This is a genomic window from Bartonella sp. TT110JLCBS (assembly GCF_042193405.1).
GTDB lineage: Bacteria > Pseudomonadota > Alphaproteobacteria > Rhizobiales > Rhizobiaceae > Bartonella.
In genome coordinates this window covers 65,564-89,877 of the sequence record NZ_JBHILT010000008.1, presented here as the reverse complement: position 1 = coordinate 89,877, position 24,314 = coordinate 65,564, and the positions used below count along the sequence as shown (strand labels likewise).

Here is a 24,314-nt window from a genome sequence, read left to right as displayed (position 1 = left end):
TTTTCGCAGAGTGGATAATACGATGACTTTAGAAGAACAAATGAGGAATATGGGGCAGAAAGCACGCCATGCCGCTGCAGTGTTGGCCGTTACTTCTTCTGAGCAAAAGAACAATGCATTGGAAATGATCGCTTTAAGTCTAGAGGCTCAGTCAGATAAAATTTTACGAGCGAATTGTCAAGATTTAGAGAAGGCTGCTCAGAATAATTTGAAAGCTGCAATGATTGATCGGCTAAAATTAGATGATTTGCGTTTAGGTGCAATGATAGACAGTGTTCGTCAAGTTGCTCGTTTGTCTGATCCTGTTGGGCAGGTCATGAGTGCGTGGACACGCCCTAATGGGCTTCATATAAGTCGTGTAAGGACACCTCTTGGTGTGATTGGCATTATTTATGAAAGTCGTCCAAATGTTACAGTTGATGCGAGTTCTTTGTGCTTAAAAGCAGGCAATGCTGCGATTTTGCGCGGTGGTTCGGATAGTTTTCATTCTTCACATGCTCTTCATTGTGCGTTGGTACAAGGTTTAGAGTGCTCTGGTTTACCCAAAGATGCTATCCAAATGGTTGGAACGACAGATCGTGCTGCCGTTGGGGAAATGCTCAAAGGATTGGATGGAGCGATTGATGTTATTGTGCCACGTGGTGGAAAGAGCCTTGTTGCGCGCGTTCAGTCTGATGCACGTGTTCCAATTTTTGCCCATTTAGAGGGACTTTGTCATATTTATATTGATAAATCGGCAGATTTGGATATGGCGCGTAATATTGTTTTAAATGCGAAGTTGCGTCGGACAGGGATATGCGGTGCTGTTGAGACGGTTCTCATTGACAACGAGGCATTAAAAAAGTTTCTTCCTGTTTTAACTGCTTTACAGGAGAAGGGATGTGAAATTCGTGCCACAGAAGATATTGTTTTTCTTATGCCAGATGTCAAATTAGCTTCTGAAGAAGATTGGTCGCATGAATATCTTGATGCTATTCTTTCTGTTAAAACGGTTGAGGGGGTTGAGGGAGCCATTGCTCATATCAAGCGTTATTCATCAGGACATACGGAATCGATTATTGCTGAGGATTTGGAAGTGGTGAAGGATTTTTTTAATCATTTAGATTCAGCTATTTTATTACACAATGCATCTACACAATTTGCTGATGGAGGTGAATTTGGTTTTGGAATGGAAATTGGTATCGCAACAGGAAAAATGCATGCACGTGGTCCCATAGGTGTTGAACAGCTAACATCATTTCAATATCACGTTAAAGGAAATGGTCAGGTTAGAGCTTGAAAAATCCATTTTTTCTATGGAAAAATCGTATGCCACATGTTGAAAGATCTAATGTTGTAGGTCTTTTTGGTGGTTCTTTTAATCCGCCGCATGCGGGGCATCTTCTCGTTGCAAAAATTGCCATTCGGCGTTTGCATCTTGATCAGTTATGGTGGATGGTTAGTCCTAGGAATCCTTTAAAGGATTGTACACAGTTACTCCCTTTAGAGGAGAGAATGCGATTAAGTTTTAAACTTATTGACCATCCAAAAATTCGCTTAACAGGTTTTGAGCAGGCTATAGGGAGCAAAGTATCTGTAGATACGATTTTTCATATTCTTACCCATTGCAGTGGCGTAAATTTTGTATGGATTATGGGGGCAGATAGTTTTACGACGATACATCATTGGTATCGATGGCATGATATTGTTTCTATGCTTCCTATTGCGATTATTGATCGTCCTTTAGGCAATCGGTCGGCACTTTCTTCTCCTATGGCGCACATTTATAGCCAGTTTCGTTTGGACGAGAGAGAAAGTGAGCGATTACCTTTTATAAAACCACCAGTTTGGACTTATTTGCATGGACCTTTATCTTTTCAATCTTCAACAAAGCTTCGTTTGAAGAAGAATAATTTTTCTTGAACAATTTATAAGATTCTGCTTCTCTTTAGAGAAAACTTTTTACATTCTACAACAATAAGAAAGGAATATTGATCTGAAAAAAGTTGTAAAAAACCACTCTTACGATATTATGCCCTTAACAGAAAAAGAAGTTTTTTCTGTTAAGGGGAGTCTTGAAGTTATTCTCAAGAGTTTGGAAGATACAAAAGCAGAAGATATTGTTGCTATTGATATTCAAGGGAAGACATCTTTAGCTGATTATATGATCATAGCTTCAGCACATTCGCAGCGTCATGTATCTTCTGTTGCTGATCATTTATTACGTACTTGGAAAGATAGTGGGCAGGGGCTTGCGCGTGTAGAAGGGCTTGCTGGAGGTGACTGGGTATTGATTGATACAGGTGATATTATCATTCATCTTTTTCGTCCAGAAATTCGTCTTTTTTATAATTTAGAAAAGATATGGATGACTCCGGATTTAAACAATACAAAATCGGTTCTTTTCGGAGATCATTAAAATGCAAATTTCTATTTTTGCGGTTGGTCGTATGAAAAGTGGGGCGGAGCAAAAATTGGTTCAGCATTATTTGGATCGTTTTTCTAAAATTTCTGGAGATGTAGGCTTTCATTTAAAAAAGTTACAAGAGATACCAGAAAGTCGTGCTCAAACAGCTTGTCAACGTATGGAGGAAGAGGGGAGAAAACTTATTGAATTTTTACCTGAAAAATGTCGATTAATTGTGTTAGATGAGCGTGGAGAATCGATTTCTTCAACTTCTTTTTCTGAAAAATTGAGGTGTTATCGTGATGAAGGCATTCGAGATGTCGTCATTGCTTTGGGAGGACCTGATGGGCATAATGAACAAATAAGGAAGCGTGCTGATTTTCTTTTATCTTTTGGTTTGATGACGTGGCCACATCAAATTGCACGTATTCTTCTTACAGAACAACTTTACCGCGCTGTAACAATTGAAAATAATCATCCGTATCATCGTTTTTAATATTTTTGTGCAATTTTTAGCACTTATTTATATATTTATTAATAGTGTTTTAGCCGACACCATTTACAACATCTCTAATGTATACGATGAGGTGTCATGGTGTTCGCAAATGAAAAAGCTTCTTCATAGAAAGATGCGATATTTATATGGGGAATGCGTGATATTTGTCATCCTGCTCTTGAGTATGTTTTTTTGCTTTTCTGTATCGCATGCGGAAGATACAATGAGGAGTACGGAAGCACATAAAGAATTGGAAGAGATTCGCCAAAATATTTCACTTTCGCGTGAGCGTGTTGCTTTTCTTATGCATCAAGTTGAGCATTTAAAAAAAGATCAACGTGTTTTGAGAGATGCACTCATAAAGGCGGCTAAAGAAGAACGTACAGTAGCAGATGATATTGCTAAAAGGGAAGAAAAGCTTGAAAAAATGATAGAAAAGCGGGTACAAGTCTATCAAAGTTTAAAAAATCGTCGTTCTGAATTTGCGGAAGTTCTTGCAATTTTGGAACGTATGGGATTGAATCCGCCTCCTGCTCTTATGATACAGCCAGAGGACGCGTTGGCTTCTATACGTAGTTCTGTTTTATTAGGTACTGTTATTCCTCAGATGCAGGAGAAAACACGAGATTTAACAGTAAAACTCAAGGAGTTGACCAATTTGAGTAATTCCATTACTAGGGAATATACAGCATTAAAGACAAAACTGCAAAATCAAGCAGAGCAGCGAAAACGTTTAGAGCTTTTATTAGACAAAAAAAACAAACTACAAACAAAATCAGAAAAAGAACTTACAGAACAGCAACGAAAAAATATTGCTCTTGCTAAAAAAGCGCAGTCTTTGGAAGAATTGATTTTAGAGCTCGACCGTCAGTCAAAACTTAGCTCTGATGCATCAGTACAGGTACGGAAAAGTTTGCAATTGTTAGAACAGTCCAATTTTGAAAGCCGAAAAGGTTCTTTACTTTTTCCTGTTTCCGGAAAAAGAATATATCATTCTAGCAAAAGTTCGCAGATTACGCGCTTTGGTGAAACGATAGAAACAGAGTCAGGAGCTGTTGTTATATCACCTGTAGATGCTTTTGTTGCTTTTGCTGGGCCATTTCGTTCTTACGGACATTTAATCATTCTCAATGTTGGAAATGGTTATCATATCATTCTTACTGGAATGTCGAGAATTAATGTAAAACAGGGGCAGTTTGTTCTTTCAGGTGAGCCTCTGGGTATAATGGAGATGCAATTTATTTCAAACAGTGTTGCATTGGATATAGGAAAAACTTCTCCAATGCTTTACATTGAGTTTAGAAAGCAGGGAAAACCTGTAAATCCAACTCCTTGGTGGCAGACTGAAAAAATAAGAAGGAGCCAAAATGATTCGTAAAGTTATTCTTTTGGTCGCTGGGGTATTGCTCGGCGCCTGTTCAATGGTTATGGTGCAGTCTGTTGCTGCGAATAATGAAGATAATGCATATAAAAAGCTAGCTATATTTGGCGATGTTTTTGAGCGCGTGCGTATGCAATATGTTACAGTTCCAGATGATAAAAAGCTGATTGAAAATGCTATCAATGGCATGCTCACATCGCTTGACCCTCATTCATCTTATTTGAATGCTGAAGAAGCCAAGGATATGCGGGATTCTACGAAAGGAGAATTCGGAGGTCTTGGTATTGAGGTCACTATGGAAAAAAACTTAATTAAAGTTGTTTCACCAATGGATGATACTCCCGCTTCAAAAGCAGGTATTCTAGCAGGAGACCTTATTTCAAAAATTGATGATGTACAAACGAATGGTCAAACATTGAATGAAGCTGTTAATAAGATGCGAGGTGCTCCTGGAACACCAATTACCTTAACAATTATTCGTTCTGGCGTTGATAAGCCATTTGAAGTGAAGATTATTCGTGATATTATCAAAGTAAAAGCGGTAAAATATCGGGTTGAGGGTGACATTGGATATGTGAGAGTTATTCAGTTTTCTGAGCAGACATTAAATAATCTTCTAGCGGCAATTAAAGATATCCAATCTAAAATTCCTGAAGATAAGCTAAAAGGTTACGTTCTTGATTTGCGGCTTAATCCGGGTGGTCTTTTAGATCAAGCTGTTAATGTTTCGAGCGCTTTTCTCAATAAGGGTGAGATTGTGTCAACTCGTGGGCGCAAAAAAAGTGATGTGACGAGATTTGATGCGAAGCCAGGTGATGTCATCAATGGAAAACCGCTCATTGTTCTCATTAATGGTGGTTCGGCAAGTGCTTCTGAAATTGTTGCGGGTGCATTACAAGATCATCGTCGTGCAACAATTTTAGGGACGCAGTCTTTTGGTAAAGGGTCTGTTCAAACAATTATTCCTTTGGGTGAAAATGGAGCTTTACGCTTAACAACAGCACTTTATTATACGCCATCTGGCACTTCTATTCAAGGAACAGGGATCACGCCTGATATTATTGTAGAGCAGCCACTTCCTGAAAAATATAAGGGTTATGATGTAAAAGTTGGTGAGTCTGCATTAAAAGGACATATCAAAGGAAAACGAGAGAGTAATAAAGGATCTGGTTCAGCTGCTTTTGTTCCCCAAGACCCTAAGGATGATATTCAATTGAATGAGGCTTATAAATTATTACGAGGTGAAATGGCAAATGCAGCATTTCCACCAGATCCCAATAAGGATGTGTTAAAGTGAGAATTGATATCTATAGCTTGCGATTTTGAGGAATATTAAATGGATGCAGGTATTAATTTGAAGATTCTTCCATATCGCAAATGTGTTGGGATTGTTATCTTTAATCATGAGGGTAAAGTGTGGGTTGGGCGTCGTTTAATGATGCCCATTCATGCAGATGCAGATATTGACATATCTCATCGTTGGCAGCTTCCTCAAGGAGGGATTGATGAAGATGAAAAACCATTAGATGCGGCATATCGTGAACTTTATGAAGAAACGGGTATTCGATCTGTAAAGTTGATTAAAGAAGCACAAAATTGGTTCCATTATGATTTTCCACAAGAACTTATTGGGTGCACATTAAGCAATAAATATCGTGGGCAAATACAAAAGTGGTTTGCTTTCCAGTTTACAGGAAAGCTTTCTGAAATTGCGATTAATCCGCCACCAGATGGCAATAAAGCGGAATTCGATCAATGGAAATGGATTGATCTAGAAACCCTTCCGTTGATTGCTGTTTCTTTTAAAAAGCACGTTTATACGAAAGTTGTCAGTGAATTTCGAGGTAGCCTTAGACCATTATAAAAGCTATATGATTATGAGAAAGTATTTTTTATTAAGGTGCTTTATATTATTTATAAATAATAACCATGTTTCTCTTTTATGTAAAGAACAGGAATATAAAATGAAAAAATTATTTAATTTACTTATAGTTTTTACTCTCTTGAGTATTTCATCTGTTGCATTTGCAACAAGTTCAAAACCTCCTGCATCAAAAGATGCGGCAGCAACATTGCCAAATGGAGCTTCTTCTTTGACTGAAACCTACGGTTTGTGGACTATTAACTGTGGTATACAAGAAGGGAAAAGAATTTGTTTTATGCACCGTCAAGAAGTGAATGAGCAGGGGCGTGTTGTTGTGGCTATGGGCCTTACTCTCGATGCTGAGGGTGTTGTATCTGGTAATTTAACAGTTCCTTTTGGCATTTTGGTTTCTAAGCCTGTTCGTTTACAAGTTGATGAGGGAAAAGCTGTTATCGAAACCGGTATCCGGACTTGTGTACCAGCAGGTTGTGTGGTTCCTGTCGTTTTTGACAAAAATCACGTAGCAGCTTTACGTTCTGGAAAACAGTTAAAGTTGGCGATGACAATTGCTGCTGCAGGTGAACCAGCTTTGAATGATTTATTTGTTCAGCTAGATGGTTTTAGCAATGCTCTTAACCGTTTAACTGCTTTGCAGAAATAATTTTAAAAATAAACTAAAAACGGCCTTTTAAGTCCGTTTTTAGTTTGTTTGTTTTTTATATATTAATAATTAAAACGATGAGATTTAAGATTAATTCTATAAGGGATATTCAGAGTTTTTTTAAGTTCTCAGATTTTTTGCCGTTTCTTCTATTTTTATGTGCTATTTTTAATTTTGATATTTGTTTTTTAACTGCATCGTCATTAAGTAGAGAGATGAAGAATTTAGATGTCTGGTTTTTATTCAAGAAAAAAGAATATTAAAATATAAAACCATTGTTTGATACACATATTTACTTTAATGAAGGCCTTCTATACGCTCTTCTGTTTCCTTGATTGAAAGGGATAACGCATGATTTATGCATTGCTTAGAGCAATTGATTTGATTTTTGAAATTTATATTGATATTTTGATCGCTAGTGTCGTTTTTTCTTGGCTTTATGTCTTTAATATCATAAATTCGCGCAATCGCTTTGTTGTTTTGATAGGAAGCTTTCTATATCGTCTTACAAATCCCGTTCTAAGCCGTATCCGGAAAATTTTACCAAATTTGGGAACGATTGATATTTCACCTATTGTAGTGTTCATTATTATTTATTTTATTCGTGTTTTCATGTGGCGCGTTTACGCAAACATATATGTATAGAAATATTACTTGAGGCGAATACATGTTTTATCAAGTTGATAAAAATAACTTGATTTTGTTTGTATATCTCATTCCCAAATCATCCGTTGACAAAATAATAGGGATTGAATGTAGGGATGGTGAAAAACAATATCTGGTTATACGCCTTCGTGCTGTTCCTGAAGATGGAAAAGCGAATAAAGCTCTCATTAAATTTCTTGCGAAGCAGTGGAAGATTTCAGCTTCTTCTATTTCTCTGAAAAGCGGCGCAACATCTCGCTACAAACAACTTTACTTTTCGACACATTTAGAAGAATTACAGCAGATATGGCAATCCCTCACAGAGTATATGTCGCAGAAGAAATAAATAATAAAGCCTATAAAAAACAGGATTTATTTTATTAGAATTGTTATATTTCTTTATTGCGTTCAACAGCTTGCTTAATCAATTCATAAGCAAAGTTTTTATCACGCCATCCTTCAATTTTAGCCCATTTTCCAGGTTCCAGATCTTTGTAATGCTTGAAGAAATGTTCAATTTGTTTGAGTGTAATCTCGGGCAGATCTGTATAGTCATGAATATTGATATAGCGTTTTGTTAATTTTGTAGTGGGAATGGCAATAATTTTTTCATCTTTACCACCATCATCTTCCATCATTAGAGCTCCGATGGGGCGAACATTGATCACACAACCAGGCATAAGTGGACGGGTATTACAGATAAGGACATCAATAGGATCACCATCATCTGAAAGCGTATGAGGGACAAAACCGTAATTTCCAGGATAAACCATCGATGTATGAAGAAAACGGTCAACAAATAATGCGCCCGACTTTTTATCCATCTCATATTTTATTGGTTGACCACCAAGAGAGACTTCCACAATAACATTAATATCTTCTGGTGGGTTTTTACCCACGGGTATTTCCTTAATATTCATAAAGACATCCTTTCTGGGATAGGGTGGGGCTCAATACAATCAAGTGTTTTACCAAAGAGATTGTAAAATTAGCTTGAAATTGATGCACGTGTTTTTTCAAAACGTTTACGTTCATTGGGATCAAGATAGAGCTTGCGGAGACGAATATTTTTAGGGGTCACCTCCACAAGTTCATCATCTTGTATCCACGATAAGGCGCGTTCTAACGTCATTTTAATGGGAGGCGTTAGCTTTACGGCTTCATCTTTTCCAGAAGCGCGCATATTGGTGAGTTTTTTTCCTTTTAACACATTGACTTCTAAGTCATTATCCCGTGAGTGGATGCCAATAATCATACCTTGATAGACTTTCACACCCGCATCGATAATCATAGGTCCACGATCTTCAAGATTAAAAAGAGCATAAGCGACAGATTCACCGTTGTCATTTGAAATCATAACACCATTAACACGACCAGCAATGTCTCCTTTATAAGGTTCATATGCATGGAAAAGGCGATTCATAATTGCTGTACCACGTGTGTCCGTTAAAAGTTCAGATTGATAACCAATGAGTCCTCGGGTTGGTGCATAAAAGACAAGGCGGACACGATTACCTCCAGAAGGACGTAATTCCACCATTTCACCTTTACGTTCAGACATTTTTTGTACAACAGTACCGGAATATTCTTCATCAACATCGATAACAACTTCTTCGATTGGCTCAAGAGTTATTCCATTTTCATCTTTTTGCATAACAACACGTGGACGTGAAACACTAAGTTCAAATCCTTCACGGCGCATATTTTCAATGAGAACTGCAAGCTGTAATTCTCCTCGTCCTGAAACGTAGAAAGAATCTTTATCGGCAGATTCTTCAATTTTAAGAGCGACATTGCCTTCTGCTTCTTTTAACAAACGGTCACGGATGACACGGCTTGTTACTTTATCGCCTTCAGTTCCAGCAAGGGGACTATCGTTGACAAGAAAACTCATAGTAACAGTAGGAGGATCAATTGGTTGCGCAGTAAGGGGTTCATTGACAGCTGGATCACAGAAAGTATCCGCAACGGTACCTTTTTGTAGACCAGCAATCGCAACAATATCACCCGCACTTCCTTCTTCAATAGGTTGCCGTTCTAGACCACGAAATGCTAAAATTTTTGAAATACGCCCAGTTTCTAAAAGTTTTCCATCTTGTCCAAGAACTTTGACATTTTGATTGGGTTTTAGAGATCCAGAATGAATTCGCCCTGTAATAATTCGTCCCAAAAACGGATCCGCTTCAAGAATAGTTCCAATCATGCGAAAAGGTCCTTCTGCTACACTAGGAGAAGGGACATGCCGCGTTACAAGGTCAAATAAAGGACCTAATCCCTGATCTTTTGGTCCCTCTGGGGCTTCAGCCATCCATCCATCGCGTCCAGATCCATAAAGAATAGGAAAATCAAGCTGTTCATCGGTTGCATCAAGAGCAGCGAAAAGGTCAAAAACCTCATTAATGACTTCATCAACGCGTGCATCCGGTCGGTCAATTTTATTAATAGCAACAATAGGGCGCAATCCCACTTTCAATGCTTTGCCAACGACAAATTTTGTTTGTGGCATTGGTCCTTCAGCAGCATCAACAAGTACAATGGCTCCATCAACCATGTTTAGAATGCGTTCAACTTCTCCACCAAAATCAGCATGTCCTGGTGTATCAACAATATTAATTCGAGTATCTTTCCAAACAACAGATGTCACTTTCGCTAGAATTGTAATTCCACGTTCTTTTTCAATATCGTTTGAATCCATCATACGTTCGCTTGTGCGCTGATTGTCACGGAAATTTCCTGATTGTTTAAGGAGTCCGTCTACAAGTGTTGTTTTCCCATGGTCAACGTGAGCAATGATGGCAATGTTACGCAATTGCATAAATTTTCTTCTTTTCGTTTAATGAAATTTCATTTGAGGCAAAGTCTTTACATTCTCTGCCTGACTATTAAAAAGCCTTTTACATGTTTTTTTATAATTTTGGAAGATGGAGTCCATACTTTTATGGCAAAACGATTCACTAAAGTCTTTAATGCTCTATGAATCCTCAATTGCTGGAGTTTCGTAAAAGCACTTTATAGTATGGGTGTGTTCTATTCTCGAGACAAAAATTGTCCATAAATCATCATCAATGTGATCTTTATGAATATGACGCGAGAAATTTATGTGATGTCTATAAAAATTAAGTAAATGTAAAGCTAGTTGTGTTATGCTTGTTGTTTTGCAAAGAGATTGATAAAAATCCGGAATATCTCTCAATCCATAGCTAATCTATTAACAGCTTTCTGGTATTTTTCTTCTAATAAAGCTTTTGCTTTTTCTGGAGCTTGTAAATCAATATTCAGATCTAATGCAACCGCATATTTGAGTTTGAGATAAATATTGAGAAGATTAAGAATTTTATAAGAAGTTCTAACTTTTGTATGCAGATTAGGGGAAGAGTTATTATCTGTTTGATTTATTTATGAAACAGGAACACAGCTTGATTTATAAAGAATATAAAAGCATTAAAAGAAAGATACCTTAATATTACACATCCATTTCATGATAGGGCCAATAAATGCTATAATATACGTGAATGGTAATACTATCAATGCTTTTGTGAAGTGTGTACCCCCCCTTATATCACCTCCATTATTATTCGTTCTCAGCGGTCAATATTGCGACAGCTTTTGTATTTGAGAGAGGGCATAAGGAGCATTTTACTCCTTTCTCGAATAATTTCCATCCATACATTCATCTTACTTGTGACAGGTAAGAAGATGATTTTATGAGAAGACTATCATGAGGTAATTTTACGGTATTCAGAGCTATTATTCGATATAAAAATGATGAATTATCATTATAAAATGGTGCGCTAGAAAAAAATACGAGAGTTTGTTTTCTTATGGATAGATTTTAGGTTACATGACAAGATCTTTCCATAAGGGTATATTTTTACTTCACATGTTTAAAGAAGAGTTCCTGACAAAATGAGGGAAGCTACAGAAAAATAAATTATAATGCCCATGACATCGACTAAAGTTGCCACAAAAGGAGCAGAAGCACTTGCTGGATCAAATTTTAAACCTTTAAGAATAAAAGGCAGCATAGATCCAGAAAGAGAACCGAAGGTAACGATTCCAACTAAAGCTGTACCTACTGTTGTTGAAACAGCAATCCAATGTTGTCCATAATCGTAGATACCGAGTTGTTGCCAAAGAGCAATACGTGCAATGCCAATAATTCCGAGTAAAAGACCAAGGGATAGCCCTGTTGGAATTTCACGAATGATAACTTTCCACCAGTCTTTCAGCGTAAGTTCACGTAAAGCTAGTGCACGGATAATAAGGGATGTCGCCTGTGAGCCGGAATTGCCTCCCGAGCTCATAATGAGAGGTATGAACAGTGTAAGAATAATCGCTTTTTCGAGTTCTGTTTCGAAATATTGCATAGCGCTTGCTGTCAGCATTTCACCAATAAAGAGCAAAGCAAGCCAGCCGCCACGTTTTTTCATCATTTCAGGAAACTTAATTTGCATATAGGGTTTATTAAGCGCTTCCATACCCCCAAATTTATAGGCATCTTCATTCATCTCATCAACCATAGTATCAAGTACGTCATCGACGGTTACAATGCCAATGACATGGTTGTTTTCATCAACGACGGGCACAGAGAGAAGATCATGGCGCTGGAAAAGGCGTGCGATATCTTCATGATGCGTGAAGGGCGATATTGTAATGGGCGAGTCATGAGTAGGGACATTGAGAATTTGTTCATCAGGTGAGGCAAGAATAAGGTTACGCAGTGAAACAGCTTTGAGAAGAGTACCTGTTTTAGGATCAATCACATAGCTGGTATAAACTGTTTCACGTGTTCGCTCGACTTCACGAATGTGATCCAAAGTTTTTTGTATGGTCCAGTTTGAAGGAACGGCTATAAACTCTGTTGTCATCAGTGCTCCTGCTGTATGATCAGGATAACTGGTGAGTTTTTTAAGTTCAGCGCGCGTTAAGGGTTTAAGCAAGGCATAAAGTCGTGTGCGGGTTTCTTTATCCATTTCTTGAAAGACGTCTGCGGCAGCATCTGCAGACATGCCATCAAGAATTTTAACAGCGTGATTTATAGGAAGAAGTTCTAGAATAGCAGCAGGTTGCTCAAGCTCTGGTTTGTCAAACAGTTCGATAACATAATCAAGAGGTAGAAGACTGAGAATAGTGACACGTTCCATGATATCGAGATCATTGATGATATCAATAGAGTCGGCAAAATGCTGATTTTTTAATTTTTCAGCGAGAGCTTCAGGAGAAAAATTTTTGAAGTCGAAGGCCGTTTTGATTTCAGTCATGATAAAGTACCTCCTGAAGAGTTGGAGAGTTATAAATCTAGATAATAGATGAGATAAAAACAAAAGTTTATGGAAGATTTGAAAAAACCTCCCCCGATATATTCCAATTATTAATATTTGAAGTAAAGTCAAGGATAAATTATTAGTTATGAACAAGTTTCTGAATCATCGAAACGAGAATACAGCCTAATTGAGGGATAATATAGGCGTAAATGTAAAAATCAATTCTAATTTCTACCATCATTTCTTCAATGCCGTTTTGCAATTTTCAAAAGAATCTACAGCAATATTTTGTAAAGAATAGAAATTATGCCTTTCTTCAAGTGTTTTTATTGCTTCAATTATAATAGAGTTTGAAATGAGAAAATCTTATGATTTTCAGGTTTCTCAATCAATATATAAAAAAATAAATTATCATTATAAATTAATATCTTGTTTCATAATTGTGGAAATTCTTATTTTTATTTATCTCCTGAAGTTGAAGATACTTTTAATTTTTTGATTCAATAGAGCTTTGACAGGTAGTTTTGAAACTCACGAAATAATTTTAGTATATTACCAATTTGTGTCGTAAAGATAATTGTTACAGTTTAAATTTATAATGGAGATATAAAGTATTATGGCAAAAGAAGCAGTGCTGGAGTGGAAGGGATTTTCATGTCTTCCTGATTTTTCTTCTATAAGTGATGAAGATTTTAAACCCGCTTTTGAACAGGCACTTCAAGAAGCCGAAGAAGAACTAGAGGCGATTGCGATGGTGCAAGAACCACCAACGCTTGAGAATTTTTTACAGCCTTTTGAGCTTTGCGGCAAAGCGCTTGATCGTGTCTGTTCGATATTTTTCTTACGCACCAGTGCTCATACGAATGTATTAATTCAACAGCTAGAGCAAGAGTTCGTTGTAAAACTTTCTCGTTATTCTTCAAAAATGATGATGGATGCGCGGATATTTGCGAAAATAGATGTGCTTTATAAACAGTCGCAGCTGGGCATATTTGAGAGTGAAACAACACGTGTTCTTGAATTATGGTGGAAAAAGTTTGTTTGTCATGGGGCAAAACTCGATGAAAAAGCTAAGAAACGGCTTTTGGAAATTAATGAAAGACTTGCTTTTTTAAATGCTACTTTTGGACAAAATGTCTTAAATGATGAAGCTGAATGGATTCTGTTTTTAAAACAAACAGACTTATCTGGTTTACCACAAGATCTCATTGCTTCAATGAAGGAAATTGCGTGTGAAAGAGGCAATGAAGAAGCCTATGCATTAACATTAGCACGCTCGATTATTGAACCTTTTTTAAAATTCTCTGATCGTCGTGATTTGCGTGAGGTTGCATTCCAAGCTTGGGCTAAACGTGGTGAAAATAATAACAAGAATGATAATCGAACCATTATTTTAGAGATTGTTGCGCTTCGAGATGAGCAAGCTAAATTATTGGGATATAAATCTTTTGCAGATTTAAAACTCGATAATACCATGGCTAAAAGTGTTGATTCAGTTATGGATTTGCTTATGCCTGTATGGGAGCGAGCAAGAGTGAAGGCTTCTACTGAGCAAATTGAATTACAAAATTTTGCCAATAATCAGGGCAGCAATGAATCTTTAGCCGCTTCAGATTGGCGTTATTATTCTGAAAAACTTCGCACTGAAAAATTTTCTTTCGATGGCGCTGAAATTAAATATTATTTTCAGCTTGATCGTATGATTAAAGCAGCTTTTGGAGTAGCAGAAAAACTCTTTGGCATTACATTTGAAGAAAAAAATTCTATTACACTTTGGCATCCTGATGCACGTTTGTGGGAAGTAAAGAAATCTGATGGAAGCTTGCTTGGGCATTTTATTGGTGATTATTTTGCGCGTTCTTCAAAACGCTCTGGTGCGTGGATGAGTAGTTTGCAATCACAACATAAATTGGATGGCGGCCAAAAGCCTATTATCTACAATGTTTGTAATTTTGCTAAACCACCCAAAGGGGAAGTTGCTCTTTTATCACTTGATGATGCACGTACGCTTTTCCATGAATTTGGGCATGCATTGCATGGTTTGCTTTCTGATGTAACATGGCCATCTGTGTCGGGAACATCTGTTTCACGTGATTTTGTTGAGCTACCTTCTCAACTTTACGAACATTGGTTAACCGTACCAGAGATATTAAAATCTTATGCTATACATACAAAAACAGGTCTTCCTATGCCACAAGAGTTGATAGATAAAGTTTTAGCAGCACAGACATTTAATGCTGGATTTTCTGCGGTTGAATTTATTTCATCAGCTTTAGTGGATATGGCTTTTCATCAAGGCGAAACAGTAACTGATCCAACAATTTTTGAACATAAAGAATTGGAAAAGTTACAAATGCCAGATACAATTATTATGCGTCATCGTCCTCCACATTTTATGCATGTATTTGCAGGGGATGGTTATGCCGCTGGTTACTATTCTTATATGTGGTCAGAAGTGCTTGATGCTGATGCTTTTCAGGCTTTTGAAGAAACGGGAGATGTTTTTAATTCAGAACTTGCTGATAAGTTGAAACGTTTTATTTACTCCGCTGGAGGAAGTCGTGATCCAGAGGAGCTTTATAAAGCTTTTCGGGGACGGATGCCTTTACCAGAGGCAATGATTAACAAACGTGGTCTGTAAGATATAACGGTATGGTTAGCACCATGCCGTTTTCATATTCTTTGGAAGGATGTGGTTGCGATTTATGCAAATTCTCTCTGCATTATAGCTCTGTAAACAGAGTTTTTTATCTTATTCGCTTTTTGTTTATAGAGGAAATTAGATTTTGTATTTTAAATAGACATTATGGGAAAGAAAAATTATCAGCCCGATCTTTTTGATGCCCATTTGGTGGAAACCATGATTTTTTTATAAAACTTGACGTTCTTCTGCCTAGAAGGTGGGTATTTTGTTGTACCATATCATCGAGGCTCATTGGAGGCTGGCGTATAATATTACTTGACTCTTGATTATTTGGCTCTTGTATAAGTTTTTGAATAGCTTTATCGGTTGAGTATGAATTTTCATGAGAAAAGGCATGAAAATTTAAAATATTTTTCAATGGTTTTTCTAAATAAGAGGCAAGTTTTTTCTTTCCTTCAGAGGTGAAATACATGCCATTATTGGTGCGTAATTTGGTTATTTTCCCATTAATATCATAGCCTGAAAAAGAAAAATTTCCTTCTTCATCACTAAAGCCGCTCCAGATATCGAGAAAATACCCTCCTGCTGTTTCGGTTTCTTGTTTATAGAGCGCATTAAAAATTTTCATTTTTTGTGTCAAAAGATCATTTCCAAAAGAAGGCTGACCTATCCATATCCATGATTTTCCAGAGGCATGAAGACTTTCAGCAATTTCGATAATTCTTTGTTTGTAGATGCGCATCCATTCTGACTGATCTGTGTTAATCATGTTATGAGAGTCTGTGATGGGTTGATTATCATTTGCACCGATCATCATGATAATAACATCGGGATTATTTTGATCAATGAGTTTAGAAATATTGCCTTGCCAAGAATAATAATCCGTTCGAACTAAGCCGGAAGCTGGTACTGTGTTGTTCATGATAACGATATCGCTATTATTTATAAAAGACTTCTTAAGTGCATCGGCAACAGCAGAAGCTGCAAAATCCCCTATGACAAGAATGCGCTTTGCATTCTCATTTTTTAGCTTTTGTATGTTTTTTTGTGTTACGATCTTTTTTTGCGGCTTGTCTATTTTTTGTTCTATAATTTGCGGTGGCTGCTGTGTCTGTTTGTTTTGTTGTGACAACCATTTGAAGAAGTTCGTTGCTTTACTTGGGGATGGCTGTAAGATCCCCACAATAGAAAGTGAAAACAGCAATAATGTCAAGTATATCAGGCGAAAAGAAGACAAAACCTTAGTCTCTCTTATTGTTTGCGAAGGAGAAAAAGCACTTGAGATGATGGATATCCATTTGCTTTTAGTCCGTGACGGAGTTGAAAAGCTTTAATTGCTTCGCGAGAGGCTGTTCCGATTTTTCCATCAACATTCCCTTTATAATAGCCCAGTGCCCTTAAGCGCGATTGCAGTTCTTTACATTCTTGGAAAGTAATAGATTGAAAAGGTCTTTGCCAATCATGCACCAATCCAGGATATCCAGCGATGCGATCAGCAAGAAGGGCAACAGCAAGAGCATAACGATCGGCATTATTATAATGTTTCAGAACAAAGAAATTTTTTGTGACTAAAAATATAGGTCCCTTTTCTCCATCTGGATATTTTAATATTGCTTGTTCAGCTAATGTAGGAAGAGGATGCCCATTTGCGTGTTTTACACCTAATTTTTTCCATTGTTCAAAGGAATACCAGCCTTCAGGAAGGTTTTTCCCCTGCGGCACTTTTACTTCTACTCCCCAAATAAGATTAGGTTGCCAGCCATTTTTATGGAGAAGGTTAGCAGCAGTAGCAAGAGCATCGGGAACAGAGTTCCAAATATCACGCCGTCCATCTTGGTCCATATCAACAGCATAGGCGAGATAACTGCTTGGAATAAATTGTGTATGCCCCAATGCGCCGGCCCAAGATCCAGTAAGTTGAGAGCGGTTAATTTCGCCACTTTGTAGAATTTTCAGAGCAGCAATCAGCTGTGTATATGCATATTTTGCACGTTTTTTATCAGCATAGGCTAGCGTTGCAAGAGAGCGAATGGTATCACGCATTACACTTTTATTGGTTAAAACTTTCCCATAATTGCTTTCCATTGACCAAATAGCAAGCAGAATATTGCGGTCCACACCAAAACGTTTTTCAATTTGAAGAAGCCATTTGTTCCATTTTTGAGTTTGGCGCCGTCCTTCCTCAATTGCAATATCATGGACACGATTATCGAAATAGTTCCATGAAGGAGCAACAAATTCCGGTTGGTATGCGGCGCTTTTTAGAACTTCTGGATCAATGGCATTAACACCTTTAAACGCCATATGAAACGTAGAAGGAGTAATATTTTGAGCAATAGCTATTTTTTTAAACTCTTGAATCCAATGTTTAAATCCGCTGTCAGCATATGAAAGGGGTGCAAAAAACATTAAAAAAGCAGAAAAAATAACGGCAGAGCCAGTGAGAAGAGTTCTCCAAGCTATTGACTTCTCTAAAAAAGAGAAAGTCTTCAATTCTGTTTTTTGCATTTTGAAATCCCCATTAATATTCAATTCATTAGATGTGCAATAACTTTATTTTGTATTTAGTTTAATCGATAATATGATCAAGAAGAGGAGAAAACTGAAATAAATAATTCGTTTTAATCCCTTCAATAAATTCTCAGACTCTTTTTACATTTTTGATTGCCCATTATAATGATAATCAAAACAATAAGATATCTTTTTTACCATTTCGTAAAAACATATGATAAATAAAACAAAAAAGTTATATGAATTCATTGAGGAGGGTGAGTGTGCGTAAAATCCGGAAAGCAGTATTCCCAGTAGCAGGTCTTGGTACGCGTTTTCTTCCTGCGACAAAAACGATTCCTAAAGAAATGCTAACAGTTGTTGATAAACCTGTTATTCAATATGTTATGGATGAGGCGAGGGAAGCTGGTATTGAGCATTTTATTTTTGTAACTGGACGTAACAAAGCCGTTATTGAGGATTATTTTGATGAGCAAGTTGAATTATATACGACACTTGCTGAATGTGGAAAGAAAGAAGATCTTGCACATTTATACCGTTTACAGCCATTACCAGGGTCAACTTCTTTCACTCGGCAACAACAACCTTTGGGATTAGGGCATGCTCTTTGGTGTGCACGTGAATTAGTTGCAGGGGAACCTTTTGCTTTGTTATTACCGGATATGTTGATACAAGCGAAAAAGGGCTGTCTTTCTGAAATGATGAGCCTTTATGAAAAGGTGGGTGGGGGAAATATTATAGCAGTTCAGGAATGCGATCCTAGAGAAACACATAAATATGGTATTGTTGGGAAAGGAAAACAGATTGCAAATGGTTTTGAAATCACAAAAATGGTAGAGAAACCAGCACAAGGAACGGCACCATCAAATTTATATATCAATGGACGTTATATTTTGCAGCCAGAAATTTTTAATATTCTTTCCACTCAAGAACGAGGAGCAGGAAATGAAATTCAATTAACAGATGCGATGATACGGCTTTCAAACGAACAGAATTTTTGGGGTTTGCAATTAGAAGGGCGCACTTTTGATTGCGGTTCTAAAGCTGGTTTTATTGAAGCTAATGTTGCATTTTCTTTAGCCCGCGCTGATATGCACAGCCACATTTCTGCCTCATTGAAAAATTTATTGGAAACCATTAAAATTGAAAATGATGTAGATTTCTCATTTAATTTTATTGATCGAATTTGATTATGACCAGACCATCTCCTCATGTGGCTTTGCAAGGTGCTGTTGCATCGGCGCTTAAAACACTTGCAAGTGAAAAGCAAGGGCTTAAAGCCCTTGAAGAAGCTCTTCTTGGAAGTCTTTCTTCTTCTTTTGAAGCAGCTGTTCAAACTATTAGAAATGCCCGTGGACATGTGGTCATTACTGGTCTTGGGAAAAGTGGTCATATAGGGACAAAAATTGCAGCAACCTTAGCTTCAACAGGAACACCGGCTTTTTTTGTTCATGCTGCAGAAGCCAATCATGGTGATCTTGGTATGATTGGATCTGATGATGTTATTCTTGCTTTATCATGGTCTGGTGAAACTCAAGAGTTAAGTGGCATTATGAGCTATGCTGCACGTTTTCGTATCCCCCTTATTGCAATGACATCAAGTGAGCATTCTGTGTTAGGACGACAAGCTGATATTGTGCTATTATTACCAAAGATAGAAGAGGCTTGTCCCCATGGTTTAGCGCCTACAACTTCAACAATTATGCAATTGGCAATGGGAGATGCATTAGCGGTTTCTCTCTTAGAAATGCGTGGTTTTACCGCAACGGATTTCAAAATATATCATCCTGGTGGTTCTCTTGGTGCAAGCCTCAAATATGTGCGTGATATTATGCATGAGGGTGATAGTATTCCTTTGGTTATGCAGGGAACAGCTATGACTGAAGCGATGAATGTTTTGGTAAAAAAACATTTTGGTTGTGTTGGTGTTGTGAATCAGGAAGGTGAACTAATCGGCATTGTAACTGATGGCGATCTTGCACGTAACATTCATTTTAATTTATCAAAATTTAATGTTGACGAGGTGATGACCAAAGCTCCTAAAGTTGTAAAGCCAAATACACTTGTTGGTGCAGCAACAGCTTTTATTAATGATCATCAGATTGGTGCATTTTTTGTGGTTGAAGATAAAAAACCGATAGGAATTGTTCATTTTCATGATCTTTTGCGCATTGGCGCTGCTTAGATTAAAGTTCCCTACCAAAAAAATGTTATTTTAGGTTAAAATAGATTGAATGATACAAAGTCATAATTTTTTGTGAAATGAGTTTGCTTATGTTTTGTAGAAGAAAATGAGAGTTTTGCGCATTTCATAATGTTTAAAAAATCCTATGGATAGAGATTGTAACAGTCTCTTTGCATATTTTAGAGAGGATTTCCTATTAGGAGGAGAAAGGATATCGCCTCCTGCTTAATGTATGTGCTCCCTCTGTTCTTAAGAGAGGCTTCCCTTGTACTTTGTTAAGATTTTCTCTGAAGAAAAAACTGAGCTCCTGTATGTGAGGTGCAGAGAAGTTGTGTGGCGTCATATGACATTGTACAATTGACTCTAGAAATTGTTCCACGGAGAATAGAGCGTATTTCAATTTCTATATTTTGAGCATTGAGATAATTATATGTCCCTTCTGATAGTTTTTCTTCTGTATCTGCTGCATGCGTTTCAAAAACACCATTGTGGAAAGAAGAAATAATACCATTCTCATCAATCCATTTTCCATCAATTCCAGTTGGCATATTTGAGTTATAATATTGCGAAAAGTTACAGGCACTTAACAGCAAGGTGGTGATTGTAAGACATAAAATATGATAGGTATGTTTCATTTATTGCACTCTATTTAGATTATTTTGCTCTCTAGTTTCTATAACATTATTAAATTACCTCATGAGTCAATATGAAAAATTTGATGAAAATCAATGAAAAAGCAAAAAAATGGAAAAAAATGCCTTAATGTTGTATTTAATTGACAGCTTGATAAAGTTCGTAAGTGAAACACAAGAGGTGAAATATTTCTTATGGTTTACAACAATTTTTATATTAAGCTGCTGAGTAGTCTCAAAGGAGATTATTGACATTATGGTTGGTCCCATTCTTGTTGCGAGTGAAGATTATGGAAGACGTATAGAACTTTCTGCTATGCTGCGAGGTTTTGGTTATCGTGTCATTGAAGCAGAAAATGGTCTCCGTACGATTGATCTTTTACATAGGCGTAAAAACATTGTGCTTGCACTCCTTGATATCGTTATGAGTGATTTGAGTGTGAGCGATTTGATTAAAATGATTAGAGTTGCTGGTGTTTCTGTTCCTATTGTCGTTATAGCACAACAAGAGAATCAGCATTTACTCCAGAAAGCTTTAACAGCTGGAGCGATTGATTATTGGATCCATCCAGTAACATTATTACGCGTAAGAGTTACTTTGGATATCCTTGCTCTTATTTCTGCCTTGGAGCATGAGGTGCGAGATATTCGGCGAAAAAAAGAGAATCATTTACGGTTTTCTGATCTTTGCGTAAAAAGTAGAGCTATGCAGATAGTGTTAGAACAATCGAGACAAGCAGCAACTTCTTTACAGAATCTTTTGATAGAGGGGGAAGCTGGAACAGGACGTGAGACATTAGCTCGGATTATTCATCATGAGGGATTATTCTCGGAGGGTGTTTTTATTCGCTTTCAATGTTCAGCTATCGTTGATCCAGAAGAAGAAAATCAGCAGTGGTTTAAAGAATTCCTGCCATTGGTTTCTTCTCTTGAAAAAGGGACACTTTGCCTTTGTGATATTGATCGACTTGAGCCCATACAGCAAAAACGGTTTGCTCATTACCTTAAAGAAAGGGAAAGGGATACAAAAGGAGATTTTTTTCCTTTCCGGATCATCGCTATTTCAACATCGCGTTTAAAGGACTTGGTTAATGAGAACTTTTTTTTGCATAGTTTGTTTGAACAATTTTCTCATTTGTCTATTAGCGTCCCTGCTTTACGAGAATTAAGGGATGATTTTCCAGAGATCACACAACGTTTGATTGATCGCATTATTACAGAAACAGGGCGATCACATGTCCATGGTTTAGCAGGCTCTGCTCTTTCCTTGCTTATGCAGTATGATTGGCCTGGCAATAGAAATGAGCTTGAAACCTTTTTATTTCGTGCGATTTTACTCAGTGAAGGACCGTTATTAACTGTTCGAGATTTTCCGCAATTAATGGGAAATTCATTAATGAATGTTCCCAATATCATTGAGGGTAATATGCAAGAAGATGATGAACAAGAATCGATAAAATTTTTGAATACTGATGGGCATGTGCGTACTTTTGCAGAGATGGAACATGATATTATCGAGAAAGCGGTTAAACATTATAAAGGACATATGAGTGAGATTGCACGCCGCCTTCACATTGGTCGCTCTACACTTTATAGAAAAATGGAAGAATTGAGAGCAATAAGAAATCAAGAACGAAAGTAAAATTCATAACAAATCTCTCTTCATGACAAGCATGAGTTTCAAAAAAATAGAGTGGATTTTGATAAAGTCCGTGGGGGGGCTTAAGAAAACAATCATTTATTGTAAAATTTATCTATAGAGTATAATTTTGAGATTTAAATCAAATATAAATTTTATTGTGACTATTTTAATTGTTTGTTTCAATTTATACAATTTTAGTTAAGTTTACATTTATTAAAGCAGAGAGGCATTTTAAAAACTTTTAAATACTACCGCTAAAATTTTTGTGTCATCAATATTAAATTTATACTCTCTTAAGCAAAAAGTGGCATTTTATCTGCTACATGATTAAGATAAAGTGATTAGTGTTATCGTTTGCATTACTGATGATGCGATAGTTTAAAATAGAAAGTTTGCCCTCTTTGCCTTTTTTACAAATTGTTATTGGTTTTGTCCTCTTTTTTTTTATTGCATCTATGTTGGCAATTTATACGTATGGGCGTTTTGTGAAAAGTGCTAGGGGGCAATGTTCTTATGCGTTGCCTATTCAGAAAGATGAAACTAAGCTTGATCGTATTGTCAGTCAATTAGCTGAGAAAGAAAATGGATTGGGGATTGATAAAGATGCCCTTTCCCTCATTATCAGCAATTTGGATGCGTTTTGTGTTCGGGCAATAGGAGCAGCAGAGGCTGGGCGTAGCCTTGATCTGATGTATTATATTTGGGACGATGATTTAACGGGGCGCCTATTATTAAGTGAAATAGTTGAGGCAGCAGATCGGGGTGTTCGGGTACGGCTTCTTTTGGATGATATTAATGCTCAAGCACGTGATCCAGCTTATATTGCGCTAGATAAACATCCTCATATTGAGGTGAGAATGTTTAATCCAGGGCGATCGCGTAAAGGTGGTTTGCGCCGTGGTTTAGAAATTATATTACGGGCAATTACTGTAACACGTAGAATGCATAATAAAGCGTTTATTGTTGATGGCAGGGTCGCTTTTGTAGGAGGACGTAATCTTGCAGATTCTTATTTTGATGCTGGTAAAAAATCCCATTTTCGAGATTTAGATTTGATGTTAATCGGTCCCTCTGTTAAAAAGGTAGAAAGTATCTTTGATGATTTTTGGAATAGTGCTGTTGTTTTGCCAATTCATACTTTGGTTGTTCCTAAAAGCGCAAGTGATCTTAGCTATTGGAAAGATAAATTACGAAAGTTTCGTGATTCCACGGTTGCAAAAGTTTATTTAGATTATGTCAAAGAGCACATTAACTTTAATTGTTTTATCCAAACAGGAAAGCGGTTATTTTTAGCAGACAAAGTTGTTGTTCTTTCTGACCCTCCAGAAAAAGCATTGCGTAAAAAAGCAAGCAATTGGCTTATGAAGGCACTTTCAAAGGTTATTGGAAATGCCCAAAAAACGGTTCAGATTACGTCACCTTATTTTGTTCCTGGTAAGGTTGGCACGCAGAATTTTAGTAATTTGGTTTCAAAGGGTGTTAATGTCAAAATTCTGACAAATTCTTTAGCTGCTACTGATGTCGCATTAGTGCATGGTGGTTATGTACCGTATCGTAAGGCATTGTTGAAAAGTGGTGTTAATCTTTATGAATTAAAAGCGGAAGGCAATACTCATGGGTTACGATTGTTTCGATCGAGTAAGGCAAGTTTACATGCCAAAGCTTTTTTAATTGATCGTAAAACAGCTTTTATTGGATCTTTAAATTTTGATCCAAGATCAGCATCATTAAATACAGAAATGGGCATTCTTTTTGAATGTGCTCCCATTACAGCAAGATTAGATTTGTTGTTTTCTGAAGAAACCACAGGGGAAATGAGCTATCATCTGCGTCTTGGTGATAATAATCGTATTTATTGGGATTTTATTGAAAATGAAAAAAAATATAGCATTGACTATGAGCCAGAAAGCAATTTTTGGCGTCGCGCATTTGCAAAAATAATAAGTTGGTTACCTATTGAATCACAATTGTAAATTTTTATAAACCACACTTAAAAAAATATT

Annotated in this window: 21 protein-coding genes; 15 read left to right on the top strand and 6 right to left on the bottom strand. The window is 36.9% G+C overall.

Features of this window, described 5'->3' with window-relative positions:
* Window positions 1–22 precede the first annotated feature (22 nt).
* From ACFILW_RS05095 to ACFILW_RS05050, 10 genes are all read left to right on the top strand, one after another.
* Entirely contained in the window at window positions 23–1,279 is a 1,257-nt protein-coding gene (locus ACFILW_RS05095; RefSeq protein ID WP_375622931.1) for a glutamate-5-semialdehyde dehydrogenase, read from the top strand.
* Between the two features lie 29 nt (window positions 1,280–1,308).
* The gene (locus ACFILW_RS05090; protein WP_375685276.1) at window positions 1,309–1,902 is read left to right on the top strand and encodes a nicotinate-nucleotide adenylyltransferase; all 594 of its coding nucleotides are present in this window, start codon (window positions 1,309–1,311) and stop codon (window positions 1,900–1,902) included.
* Window positions 1,903–2,011: 109 nt separating this feature from the next.
* The gene (rsfS, locus tag ACFILW_RS05085; protein WP_375666143.1) at window positions 2,012–2,398 is read left to right on the top strand and encodes a ribosome silencing factor; all 387 of its coding nucleotides are present in this window, start codon (window positions 2,012–2,014) and stop codon (window positions 2,396–2,398) included.
* Window position 2,399: 1 nt separating this feature from the next.
* Window positions 2,400–2,882, top strand: coding sequence for a 23S rRNA (pseudouridine(1915)-N(3))-methyltransferase RlmH (gene rlmH, locus ACFILW_RS05080; RefSeq protein WP_375622937.1), 483 nt, complete (start codon window positions 2,400–2,402; stop codon window positions 2,880–2,882).
* A gap of 133 nt (window positions 2,883–3,015) precedes the next feature.
* Window positions 3,016–4,260, top strand: a complete 1,245-nt coding sequence (locus ACFILW_RS05075) for a murein hydrolase activator EnvC family protein (protein ID WP_375623103.1) — start codon at window positions 3,016–3,018, stop codon at window positions 4,258–4,260.
* Window positions 4,250–5,560 (top strand): S41 family peptidase, encoded by a 1,311-nt coding sequence (locus ACFILW_RS05070; protein WP_375622939.1) that lies wholly within the window; start codon window positions 4,250–4,252, stop codon window positions 5,558–5,560. The genes ACFILW_RS05075 and ACFILW_RS05070 overlap by 11 nt, the downstream gene beginning before the upstream one ends.
* Window positions 5,561–5,599: 39 nt before the next feature.
* Window positions 5,600–6,127, top strand: coding sequence for an RNA pyrophosphohydrolase (locus ACFILW_RS05065; RefSeq protein WP_375622941.1), 528 nt, complete (start codon window positions 5,600–5,602; stop codon window positions 6,125–6,127).
* Window positions 6,128–6,227: 100 nt separating this feature from the next.
* Window positions 6,228–6,788 (top strand): invasion associated locus B family protein, encoded by a 561-nt coding sequence (locus ACFILW_RS05060; RefSeq protein WP_375622943.1) that lies wholly within the window; start codon window positions 6,228–6,230, stop codon window positions 6,786–6,788.
* A 351-nt stretch (window positions 6,789–7,139) separates the two neighbouring features.
* Window positions 7,140–7,433 (top strand): YggT family protein, encoded by a 294-nt coding sequence (locus ACFILW_RS05055; protein ID WP_375622945.1) that lies wholly within the window; start codon window positions 7,140–7,142, stop codon window positions 7,431–7,433.
* Window positions 7,434–7,455: 22 nt separating this feature from the next.
* A complete protein-coding gene (locus ACFILW_RS05050; RefSeq protein WP_375622947.1) occupies window positions 7,456–7,779 on the top strand; it encodes a DUF167 domain-containing protein in 324 nt (107 codons plus the stop codon).
* 43 nt (window positions 7,780–7,822) lie between these two features.
* On the opposite strand, the gene ppa is transcribed toward ACFILW_RS05050, so the two are convergent.
* The 3 genes from ppa to mgtE form a co-directional block, all read right to left on the bottom strand.
* The gene (gene ppa / locus ACFILW_RS05045; protein ID WP_375622949.1) at window positions 7,823–8,353 is read right to left on the bottom strand and encodes an inorganic diphosphatase; all 531 of its coding nucleotides are present in this window, start codon (window positions 8,351–8,353) and stop codon (window positions 7,823–7,825) included.
* Window positions 8,354–8,421: 68 nt separating this feature from the next.
* The gene (gene typA, locus ACFILW_RS05040; RefSeq protein WP_375622951.1) at window positions 8,422–10,248 is read right to left on the bottom strand and encodes a translational GTPase TypA; all 1,827 of its coding nucleotides are present in this window, start codon (window positions 10,246–10,248) and stop codon (window positions 8,422–8,424) included.
* A gap of 1,069 nt (window positions 10,249–11,317) precedes the next feature.
* Window positions 11,318–12,694 carry a magnesium transporter gene (gene mgtE / locus ACFILW_RS05035; protein ID WP_375646030.1) on the bottom strand — a complete coding sequence of 459 codons (1,377 nt, stop codon included), beginning with the start codon at window positions 12,692–12,694 and terminating at the stop codon, window positions 11,318–11,320.
* 619 nt (window positions 12,695–13,313) lie between these two features.
* On the opposite strand from mgtE, the gene ACFILW_RS05030 reads away from it, so the two are divergent.
* Window positions 13,314–15,338, top strand: coding sequence for a M3 family metallopeptidase (locus tag ACFILW_RS05030; protein WP_375622955.1), 2,025 nt, complete (start codon window positions 13,314–13,316; stop codon window positions 15,336–15,338).
* Between the two features lie 163 nt (window positions 15,339–15,501).
* Here ACFILW_RS05030 and ACFILW_RS05025 read toward each other — a convergent pair whose 3' ends face one another.
* Both ACFILW_RS05025 and ACFILW_RS05020 read right to left on the bottom strand, forming a co-directional pair.
* Window positions 15,502–16,578 carry an SGNH family hydrolase gene (locus ACFILW_RS05025; protein WP_375622957.1) on the bottom strand — a complete coding sequence of 359 codons (1,077 nt, stop codon included), beginning with the start codon at window positions 16,576–16,578 and terminating at the stop codon, window positions 15,502–15,504.
* A gap of 14 nt (window positions 16,579–16,592) precedes the next feature.
* Window positions 16,593–17,849 carry a lytic murein transglycosylase gene (locus tag ACFILW_RS05020; protein WP_375646026.1) on the bottom strand — a complete coding sequence of 419 codons (1,257 nt, stop codon included), beginning with the start codon at window positions 17,847–17,849 and terminating at the stop codon, window positions 16,593–16,595.
* Between the two features lie 266 nt (window positions 17,850–18,115).
* Here ACFILW_RS05020 and ACFILW_RS05015 point away from each other — a divergent pair, with 266 nt between their 5' ends.
* Complete coding sequence (locus ACFILW_RS05015; protein WP_375622961.1) at window positions 18,116–19,042, top strand: UTP--glucose-1-phosphate uridylyltransferase; 927 nt, start codon at window positions 18,116–18,118, stop codon at window positions 19,040–19,042.
* A 2-nt stretch (window positions 19,043–19,044) separates the two neighbouring features.
* Window positions 19,045–20,037, top strand: coding sequence for an SIS domain-containing protein (locus tag ACFILW_RS05010; protein WP_375622963.1), 993 nt, complete (start codon window positions 19,045–19,047; stop codon window positions 20,035–20,037).
* A gap of 275 nt (window positions 20,038–20,312) precedes the next feature.
* On the opposite strand, the gene ACFILW_RS05005 is transcribed toward ACFILW_RS05010, so the two are convergent.
* Window positions 20,313–20,672 carry a hypothetical protein gene (locus tag ACFILW_RS05005; RefSeq protein ID WP_375622965.1) on the bottom strand — a complete coding sequence of 120 codons (360 nt, stop codon included), beginning with the start codon at window positions 20,670–20,672 and terminating at the stop codon, window positions 20,313–20,315.
* Between the two features lie 253 nt (window positions 20,673–20,925).
* On the opposite strand from ACFILW_RS05005, the gene ACFILW_RS05000 reads away from it, so the two are divergent.
* Both ACFILW_RS05000 and ACFILW_RS04995 read left to right on the top strand, forming a co-directional pair.
* Window positions 20,926–22,311, top strand: a complete 1,386-nt coding sequence (locus tag ACFILW_RS05000) for a sigma-54-dependent transcriptional regulator (protein WP_375685275.1) — start codon at window positions 20,926–20,928, stop codon at window positions 22,309–22,311.
* A 401-nt stretch (window positions 22,312–22,712) separates the two neighbouring features.
* The gene (locus ACFILW_RS04995) at window positions 22,713–24,284 is read left to right on the top strand and encodes a phospholipase D family protein (protein WP_375622969.1); all 1,572 of its coding nucleotides are present in this window, start codon (window positions 22,713–22,715) and stop codon (window positions 24,282–24,284) included.
* Window positions 24,285–24,314 lie beyond the last annotated feature (30 nt).